Genomic DNA, 9356 nt, shown 5'->3' with positions numbered 1-9356 from the left:
TCGAAGTACTCGGCCAGCTCGCCGAACAGTTGCGCCTTCTTGATGCTGTCGATCCCTAGATCCGCTTCCAGATCGGCGTCCAGCTCGATCACTTCCGGTGGGTAGCCCGTCTGCTCGACCACGAAGTTGATCAAGAATTTTTCCAACTCGGCCGACGGAACGCCAGCCGGAGCAGCGGCAGGAACGGCGGGTTGGGAAACTGGTTGCGGCGTAAAAGCGGCAACCGGAGCCGCGGACGGAGTAGCAACAGCAGGCGCGACTGTTGGCGTTACAGGCGCCACGACCGGCGCTGCAGTTGCAACAACATCGGCACCGGCACCCTTCATGGGCGCCGCGGCCAGGAAGTTCAACACGTGCCGCAGCGTCGGGAAATCGTCGAGCGTCATCCCTTCGGTCGGCTGCACGTCGAAGTATTCCGCCAGCTCGCCAAACAGCTGCGCCTTTTTGATGCTGTCGATACCCAGATCCGCTTCCAGATCGGCGTCCAGCTCGACCACTTCCGGTGGGTAGCCCGTCTGCTCGACCACGAAGTTGATCAGGAACTTTTCCAACTCGGCCGAAGGGACGGCCGCGGGCGCCGCCGCGGCAGGTTGTGGAACCGGTTGCGGAGCCACGGCCTCAACAGGCGGAACAGCTGCAGGAGGCGCGACCACTTGAGCGACTGGTGCAACGACCGGCGCGGTAGCGGCGACAACATCGGCACCGGCCCCCTTCATCGGGGCGGCGGCCAGGAAGTTCAACACGTGCCGCAGCGTAGGGAAGTCGTCGAGCGTCATCCCTTCTGTCGGCTGCACGTCGAAGTACTCGGCCAGCTCGCCGAACAGTTGCGCCTTCTTGATGCTGTCGATCCCTAGATCCGCTTCCAGATCGGCGTCCAGCTCGACCACTTCCGGTGGGTAGCCCGTCTGCTCGACCACGAAGTTGATCAGGAACTTTTCTAGCTCGGCCGAGGGGACAGCCACAGGCGCCGCCGCGGCCGGCTGTGGAACCACCTGTGGTGCCACTGCGGCAACCGGGGCGACTGGAACTGGAGCAACAGGAGGTGCGGCAGGCGGCGCTGCCTTCGGTACAGCGACCGGAGGAACCACTGCCGTCGGGACCGCAGGATGCGCCGTGGCGGCCGGTTTTCTAGCCGCCACGCCAGCCGCCACGGATTCGCCATGTGAGGCACTTCCGTGACCGTTCCCGTTGCCATTGGTATTCGGTGTGGATGGCAGCGGCAGATGACCGACCGAGGATGAACCGTTGGCTCCGTTTTCGCCCGGATGTGCGGTTGCTCCGGCGACGCCATGTCCGTTGGCTCCGGCCGGCGCATCTTTCTTCGCGGTGTCGCGCATCTTGTCTCGTCGTCGCACCGTTGCATCGACGTGCGCGATCGCGCCGCGTGCCACCGTCGCAACCGAGGCCTGCGCGGGCATCGATTGCAGGATGGGCGTGGGAGTGTCGATCGCGCCGGTGCATTCCAACAGAGCCCGCACGTGGAACAATTGCTCCACGCCGGGGCGCTTGGGATTGTCGCAGGCGATGATGCCTGCCACGTTGCGGCCGTCCAGAATGCGGCGGTTCAGCCGGGTCAAGGCTTGCTGCGGACCGATCTCGACGAACACCGTCTCGCGTTCGGCCGCCAGCCGGTTGATCAGGTCGACCCAGCGCACGGCCGTGGTGAGCTGCGCCGCCAGGTTCGTGCGGATATCATCCGGCTCGGCCACGAACCGATTCGTCACGGTCGAGGCAAACGGCACGCGCGGCGGATTGATCCGCAACGTGTCCAATGTCTTTCGCAAGATCGCGCCGGCTCCGGCCATCAGCGGCGTATGGAAGGGGCAAGGCACGGGCAGCAGTTGGCTCTTATGCCCGCGCGATTCCAGCAGCCCCGCCAGCGTCTGCAAGGTTTCCGGACGACCGCCGACGACGGTTTGATCGGGCGCGTTGAAATTGGCCGGGTAAGCACGATCGGCCAACGTCGCTGCCAACTGCTCGATCAGCTCGGCCGGCGCGGTGGTTGCCATCATCGTACCGCGCGCCGTCGGCGTGGCCTCAATGCCGTCATACCGCGCGCGGGCCGCCGTGATGACCGAATCCAGATCCCAGGCCCCCGCCGCTGTCAGCGCGGCGTATTCGCCATAACTGTGCCCCGTGAGCAAGTCGGGCCGCACGCCCAGGTCCGTCACCGCCGCATGAACGATCATGTCCGATAGCAGCATCACGACCTGTGTCACCCACACATCGGCGCCTAGTTGCTGGGGATTGTCCCAAGCCATTTGCGCGAACGTCTGCAATCCGCGGCGAGTCATGACCGCGTCGATTTCCTGCATCTTGGCAGCCGCGGCGGGCACCTCGCGCACCAGCTCGCGCAGCATGCCGGCATAGTGCGACCCCTGTCCCGGGAACACGAAGGCCACACGCGGGCGATCTGCACCCACCTGGCGATAGAAACAACCCTGTTGTTCCAGCACCGGTAGCGCCGCCGGATTCCCCATTTGCTTGGCGGCCGTCTGCAAGCGTTGCGACAACATCTCGGCACTGCCGGCCACAACGGCCAGACGCACTCGGTGCTCAGGCGCGAACGAAATACTAGGTGCTGCGGCGAATGCGCCGGCACAGTCTGCCAAAGTGGCTTGAACCTTGGCGGCCAACTCCGTAGGGGTCGCCGCGCCAAGTCGCAGAATGCGCCACTGATTTACAGGATTTGCAGTCGACAAGACAACCTCCGTGACAGGCGCCTGCGCGGCGCTAATAGGCTTCTTCGCGGCAGCGGGCGCCACGGCCGACACGGCCACCGGCACCTTCTCGCCTCGTTCCAACACAATGTGATAGGCCAAACCTTTGCCGTAGGACATAACTCCGGCCATGCGTCGTCCATCGTGCGTGGTGTGCCGCACTGCCTCACGCGCTTGTGAAGTGCGAATCAGGCCCGCGTTTTCCTGCAAGATCGCCAGCGGTGTGCTCACGCCGAACGTGGCCGGCATCTCGCCCGACTCGACCTGCAGGCTGGCTTTGATCAACCCCGCCATCGCCGAGGCACCGACGGTATGACCAATCTGTCCGGTCACACAACCCAGCAATAGCGGCTCGGCGCGCGGTTCGCGACCATACACGGTCAGCAAGGCACGCACCTGCTCTTGATCCTCTTCGCGCAAACCGGAACCGTCGATTTCGATAACGGCCACATCGGCCGCCACCACGTTGGCAATTTCGAGAGCCCGCTCGACCGCCACGCGCTGCGATTCCTCACCCGAGTGACTGTGCGCTGCGCCCACGCCGCGAATGATGGCATGGATGCGATCACCATCGCGACGGGCGTCGGAAAGTCGCTTGAGCAGCACGACGCCCACGCCCTCGCCCGGCACCACGCCCTGGGCCGAAGCATCGAACGGTCCTAACGGCGCATCCGCCGTAGCCAGGACACCGACCGAGGCCATCCCTTCAAAGGCGGCTAGCGACAGGCAGCGTTGGCCGGCGGCGCAAATCATCATGTCGCAATCGCCGGACAACAGCGCGTCGATGCTCTGTCCGACCGCGGCAGCGCCCGAAGCGGCGCCGGCATCGAGCGAGGTGGCCCCGCCCATCAGGTTCATCGTTTTCGTGATCCGCGAGGCGAGCGTGCTGGTGCTAAAGCTGCCGCTTTCGTCAACCAGTGCGGGCCAATGCTTCAACACGGCGTCGCCATACTGTTCGGCGATTTGTGCCGCTTGCGCGGCCCCCACGCCGCGGGCTGCCAGCAGTTGGCGTAGTTGCTTCTGCACGTGCGGCAGTTTAAGTCCCATCTCGAGTTGGATGGAGAAATCGCTGCCGAACTCGGTGCCGACGATCACGCCCACGCGTTCGCGATCGAAGGCCTTCTTGTCGTAGCCGGCATCGACCAGCGCCTGTTCGGCAGCGTCCAGCAGCATGAACTGCAGCGGATCGGCCTCGGCCACCTGCTTGGGAGGCACTTTGTGCCGACGCCAATCGTACGAGAAATCGGTGATATACCCGCCTAATGTCGACGGGGTGCGATACGGCTTAAACGGGCCCGGCTCGTGTACCAGCGCCGCCGGCATCCGCTCGACCGGGGCGTGGCTCTTCGGATCGCGTCCGCTGGCCAGCAATTCCTTGAACATCGCCACATGCGCGGCCCCCGGCAGGATGCAGCCCATGCCGATCACGGCCACGGCATCTTCGTTCTTCGGCGCTTGCCGGGTCGCGGCGGCCATTTGCCGATGCGCCTCGGTAAACTCGTCCAGCACGATGTGGACGTTCAAGCCGCCGATGCCAAACGCATTCACCGCCGCGCGACGGGGCAAGCCGCCCTGTTGCTCGGGCCAGGCGGCCAGCTCGCGCTGAATATAGAACGGCGCCGACTCCCAATTGATCTTGGGGTTCAGCGTCTGAATATTGATCGCCGGCACGAAGGTGCGATGTTGCAGGCAGAGGATCGTCTTGATGACGCTCGAGAGTCCGGCCGACTCCAAGGCGTGACCGATGTTCGCTTTGACGCTGGTGATCGGGATCTTTTTACCGGCGGGAAATTTCTCGGAGAGGATTTCGCCCAAAGCGTTCAACTCGGTCGCATCACCCAGATTGGTCGACGTGGCGTGGGCCTCGATGTATTGCAGCGTCGCCATGTCCAGGCCGTTGCGGTAAGCGCGGGCCATGGCTTTGACTTGCCCCTCTTTGCGCGGCGCCCAAAGGCTCTTTCCCTTGCCGTCGCACGAGGCCCCCAGGCCGCGGATCACGGCCTGAATCGGATCGCCATCGGCCAGCGCACGATCGAGCGTCTTGAGCACCAGCGATACGTACCCCTCGGAGCAGATCAAACCGTCGGCGCCCGAGTCGAAGGGGCGCGAGCCGGTCTCGCTCATCGATTGCGCGTGCGAAAACAGCACCATCGAATCCGACTTGCAATCCGAGGCGCCGCCGACGATCGCCATGTCGATGCGACCCAACTGCAAGGCCCGCACGCCGTACATCGTGGCCTGCAACGACGAGGCGCATGCCGAGTTCACGGCCATGAAGGGACCGGAAAGCCCAAACGCTTTACTGATAGTGCCGGCCACCATGTTGATAGCCACGTCGGGCGAGTCGGCCGACCGCTGCGGCATCTGGGCCCGCACGGTGGTGATCAGGTCGCGCAGGATCGCCTCTTGCGCCGCCGGGGCCAATTCCAGGAATCCGGGCACCTCGCGCAGAAATTGCGCGGCTTCCTCGATACAGGTTCCCATCGTGTATTCGCCGGCCAGATCGCTCCCTTGTGCGTGACCGATGAAGACACCCGTATTGCGCAGCGGCAGTTGAAATGGATCCAGACCTGCGTGGCGGCAGGCCGTGGCCGCCGTCTGACACATCAGCAGGTGGGCATTGTCGACACTGCGTTCCAACTGCGCCGGCATGGCGCACTGCCCGCGATCGAACTTGCGGCTCGATACGATCGCGCCCAGCTTGGCGTAGCTCTTGCCGCGCTGCCCGCGCCGTGGGTCGTAGTACAACTCCTGATCGAGCCGGTCGGGGGGCAACTCGACAACGGCGCTGCCGCCGCTGACCAAAAGTTGCCAGAATTGCTCGAGATTGTCGGCGCCGGGCAATCGGCAAGCCATGCCAATGACGGCGACGGGCACGTCGGTGCGTCCCACGGGAATTTGCATGTTCAAATACCTTTGATCACTCTCATTGCTGTCTTGTGCGCAGAGGGGCGGACTCTACCCCGGCCGTTACAGCATCTCTTGGAGAGCGCACCAGCCGCGTGACGGATTCATCAGGTTGCCGAGACGATCGTCTCGAGAATCCTGACAAAGTCCTGGTCACCGCCGCCGGCACTGTCGCTACCTTCAATGACAATCCGCCCTGAACTAATGGATTGTTCAACCGAACACCGCCCCTGCACGAGCGATGAAAATGTGCTCGAGTTCAAGTAGTACCTGGCCCGATCCGCCGGACCCAGCCCCAATTCGAGACCGACGATATTTCCATCGCGGACCACTAATCGCCACTGCCCCCCGCCGCTCCCCGTGACCTGCAGCCCCACGGTTGTCGCTGCCGGATCGTGCGCGTTGCCGCCGCCAACGTGCGTGTGGCTGTGAGGCTCGCCGCCCACCAGGCGCTCGAGATGCTCCTGGGGTTGCCAGCCGGCCTGCGATGGCTCGCTGCGCTTTAGCGCAAAGTTGTGCTTCACCGGATAACCGGCAATACGCAGCAGCATGTCGTGATCGATCACCGGACAAGGCAGCGTGGCCAGTGCGCGGTCGGTGTTCGTGCGATCGAACTTTGGATCGTCGCGCCAGTGAGATCGATAAATCTCCATGTAGTGGCGGAACAACTCGTCGTAAGAGGCAATTTCTTCCGCGGTCAACTCGCCGACGAACCGCTTGGTCGAGAACTTCTCGATCGCCTCGCTGATCACCTGCTGGATGAGCGAAACCGTGACCGGCTCGGGGTTGGTCAGATGGTAGGTCTGGCCGTGATACTGTGGGTGGGTCACCAGGTGGACGATCGCAGCCGACAGCCAGTCGACAGGGACCAGATTCTTACCCTCGTTACCTTCCAGGCCCAAGAGCTTGAAATAGTGCTCGCCCATCAGCGCTGTCGGAACCTTGTCGGCCATGATGTAGGCCAACTGCAGCGGCAGGTAAAAACCGTGTGTCGAGGTCGTGTAGCCGGTCAGTGAATCGCCGGCCACACTGGCCGGGCGGTAAACGCTGGGTGGATCGAGAAAATCCGCAGCCCGCAGCAGCTTTTCGGCCGCCAGCTTGCTCACCTCGTAGACGTTGCCGTTCTCCTGCCCGAGATCCAATTCGTTCTCGAAAACGCGGCCATTCCGCAGTCCGCAGACATAGGCGGTCGAGACATGGTGGAACCGCCGCAAGCCCATCTCCTGGCAGACGGCCAGCATGTTCCGCATGCCGTCGACATTCGTCCGAAAAGGCTCGCCATGCTTGTCCTCGCGGAAGACCATGCTGGCAGCATTGTGCAACACGCGATCGCAGTTTTCGGCGATCCAGCGGCGCGATCCTTCGGCCAGCCCCAGTAGAGGCTCGCGCAGATCCGCCTCGAGCACCACGGGCCGCGGCAGGCAGCGCCCTGCCAGCTGTTCCCAGCGCTCCATGATGGCTTCGATGCGTTGCGCCGCGGATTCAAAGCGCGTCGAGCGGACAAGAACCGCTACGGGCACGTCCTCGGCCAACAAATCGCGGAGCAGGTAACGACCAACCAAGCCGGTCGCACCGGTCAGCAACAGATACTTCATCGCACCAGTTCGCAGGTTTTGCAGCAGTCGTACGAGCGGGAAGCGGATTCCGTTCCGACGCAGCATTTCCCACAGCAGACTGGGAAGAATGACTAGTCTACACAGCTAGGTAATCCGACGAATATAAATCAACATTATCGGTTAGTCAATATGACACAAATACGTGTTTTGAATGGATTTGCAGCTATTTAAATGATTGGGTCGGTAGGGTAAAATTCCCACTGCCAAGAGCTGTTCCGCGCGTCACATGCTGGTTCGGCCGAATCCTCGTCACGCAGACAGGCCAGGCTCTCCGCCGACGGCTCTTCGCAAGTCGCTGACATGATTGGTGATCGGTGCCCGTATCCCCAAGTCTCGGGCGGATGGTTCCTCAGTGCCGCGAGGTGCTTTCGCGCTTATGCCAGCTGCCGATTCGCAGGCGGTCATGCCTGCTAGCACTGCATCTGTCAATAATTGACAAACTTTTTCGGTTACATAAGATGTGATCCTATAAGAAGAAGGAGCTGATTGCGTAGTTTGGATAACACTTTAGCGACGGATCGCGGCTGCAAGGAAGCATTCCGGGGTGCCGCAACGCGAGATATTGATGCTTCAGCCCGCCCATCAGTCGAACGGACGCCGCGACTCTGACAAAAAGCCAGCGGCTCTAGAGGCTCGCTCGAACGGCGCCCCCTTCGAAATCGGTGGCGAGCCGCTCGGCCCCGAAACGTTGTGGAAGGGAGCCTTGCAGGCCCTTCATCCACGATCGCACCTCAAGGTCGCGTTTGCCCCCGAAGCGCTCGACCGCGTGGCCCAGGCCAGTGCTTTGCTCGACAAGCTGGTGGCCTCGGAAGAGCCCGTTTACGGGGTGAATACCGGCTTCGGCTTCTTCGCCAATGTCGTCATTCCGCCCGAGCGTATCGTCGCCCTGCAAAAAAACATCGTTCGTTCCCACTGTTGCGGCGTCGGCGACCTGCTGCCGCGCGATATCGTGATGGCCATGTGGTTGATCGGCTTGAACACGATTTGCCGCGGCCATAGCGGGGTTCGCGTGCAGACTTTGCACACGATTACCCGAGTGCTCGAAGCGGGCATCTTGGGCGAAGTCCCGTCACAGGGAAGCGTCGGAGCGTCGGGCGATCTTGCTCCGGGGGCGCACACGGTGCTGACCCTCTTGGGCGAAGGCCGTTGCACGATGCCTGTCGGCGATCGCATCGAAACGATGCCAGCCGGCGACGCTCTGGCTCGCATTGGCGTGGCCCCGCTGGAATTGGGCCCCAAAGAAGGCTTAAGCCTGATCAACGGCACCCACCTTTCCACGGCCTTGGCCGTAAAGGCCTGGTACGAAGGGCAATATCTGCTCAAAGTCGCCAATCTGGCGGCCGCCATGACGATCGAAGCCTTGGGCGGAGATCGCAAGGGATGCGCCGAATTGGTCACCCGCGCGCACGGTCATCCCGGTACGATCGCCTGCGGACGCGAAGTCTCGGCCTGGCTCGGCCCCTCATCGCAGCTATCGGCTCATCATGCCGAAAGCCATTGGATTCAGGACCCCTATTCGTTGCGGTGCGTCCCGCAGGTTCATGGTGCCGTGTGGGACGAATTGCAGACCAGCACGAAAACATTGGAGTACGAGATCAACGCCGTTACCGATAACCCGCTGTTGTTCCCCGAGGAGCACGCGGTTTGCTACGGCGGCAACTTCCACGCCATTTACCCGGCGCGGGTTAGCGATCGGCTGGCGTCGGCATTCGCCACGCTGGCCAATATCTCGGAACGCCGCATCAGCCAAACCATGCTCGCCCCGCGCAAGCATCTGCCGACCTTCCTGGTCAACGACGGCGGTGTGAATTCTGGTTACATGATGGCCCACGTCTCGGCCGCGGCGCTAGTGAGCGAGGCAAAATCGCAATGCTTCCCGGCCAGCGTCGATTCGATTCCCACCAACGTCACGCAAGAAGATCACGTCTCGATGGGGCCCATCGCGGGCGTGAAAGCCAACCGCGTCGCCGATATGCTGCGCCGCGTGCTGGCCATTGAACTGCTCACCGCCGCGCAGGGACTGTACCTGATGCGGCCGCTGAAATCGTCGCCACGACTGGAAGAGGCCTATCAGCGAATCCGCGAGTTGGTCCCGCCGCTGGATGAAGATCGC

The 9356-nt window shown here is 62.8% G+C and carries 3 protein-coding genes; 1 reads left to right on the top strand and 2 read right to left on the bottom strand.

The features are described from left to right. Both VGG64_18190 and VGG64_18185 read right to left on the bottom strand, forming a co-directional pair. On the bottom strand, positions 1-5624 hold a 5624-nt coding region (locus tag VGG64_18190; protein ID HEY1601537.1), incomplete at its 3' end, for a beta-ketoacyl synthase N-terminal-like domain-containing protein. A 110-nt stretch (positions 5625-5734) separates the two neighbouring features. Further along, complete coding sequence (locus tag VGG64_18185; protein ID HEY1601536.1) at positions 5735-7288, bottom strand: SDR family oxidoreductase; 1554 nt, start codon at positions 7286-7288, stop codon at positions 5735-5737. A gap of 520 nt (positions 7289-7808) precedes the next feature. Between VGG64_18185 and VGG64_18180 the strand changes: the two genes are divergently transcribed. After that, positions 7809-9356: histidine ammonia-lyase (locus VGG64_18180; GenBank protein ID HEY1601535.1), on the top strand; the 1548-nt coding region annotated here is incomplete at its 3' end.

It is taken from the genome of Pirellulales bacterium (assembly GCA_036490175.1).
Classification (GTDB): Bacteria; Planctomycetota; Planctomycetia; order Pirellulales; family JACPPG01; genus JACPPG01.
The sequence above is the reverse complement of the archived record's forward strand: the minus strand, read 5'-3'. Positions and strand labels throughout refer to the sequence as shown.